Source organism: Halorubrum sp. AJ67 (assembly GCF_000513435.1).
Map to the genome: position 1 here is coordinate 153,850 of NZ_CBVY010000003.1, position 825 is coordinate 154,674.

Genomic DNA, 825 nt, shown 5'->3' on the forward strand with positions numbered 1-825 from the left:
CGCTCGACGACGCCCGGCGTCTACGCGTTCGGCCCGCGGGCCGCGGAGGCGCGACTGGAGACGGACAAGGCGTACCAGCGCCGGTTCATGGAGGAGGCGTCGATCCCGGGCTGTCCCGACTACGAGGTGTTCGACGACACGGAGGCCGCCTGCGAGTACGTCGACGACTACGACGGCGACCTCGCGGTCAAACCCGCGGGACTCACCGGCGGCAAGGGCGTGAAGGTCATCGGCGACCAGGTGACCCGCGAGGAGGCGAAAGCCTACCTCCGCGACTCCGACTACGACCGCGTCGTCTTGGAGGAGCGGCTCGTCGGCGAGGAGTTCACGATTCAGGCGTTCGTCGCGAACGGCGACGTGCGAGCGACGCCCGCGGTCCAGGACCACAAGCGAGCCTACGAGGGCGACGAGGGGCCGAACACCGGCGGCATGGGGTCGTACTCCGACATCGGTCCCTCGCTGCCGTTCATGGCCGAAGGCGACTACGACGCAGCCGTCGCGGTGCTGGAGGCAGTCGTCGGCGCGCTCCCCGACTACAAGGGCGTCCTCTACGGCCAGTTCATGCTCACCGACGCGGGCCCGAAGGTCGTCGAGTTCAACGCCCGCTTCGGCGACCCCGAGGCGATGAACACGCTCCCCGTCTTAGAGACGCCCTTCCTCGACGTGTTGACCGCCGCCCGCGACGGGGACTCGCTCCCCGAACTCGACTTCTCCGGCGAGGCGACCGTCTGTAAGTACGCGGTGCCCGACGGCTACCCGACCGACCCCGACGCGGGCGCTGAGATCGCCGTCGACGAGGAGAGCGTCGGCGACGCGCTGCTGTAC

At 69.7% G+C, this 825-nt stretch carries 1 protein-coding gene; it reads left to right on the forward strand.

Annotated elements, in window-relative coordinates; genetic code table 11:
* Positions 1–825 (forward strand): phosphoribosylamine--glycine ligase (locus tag BN903_RS04425; RefSeq protein WP_369317831.1); only part of this gene is annotated, 825 nt, incomplete at both ends.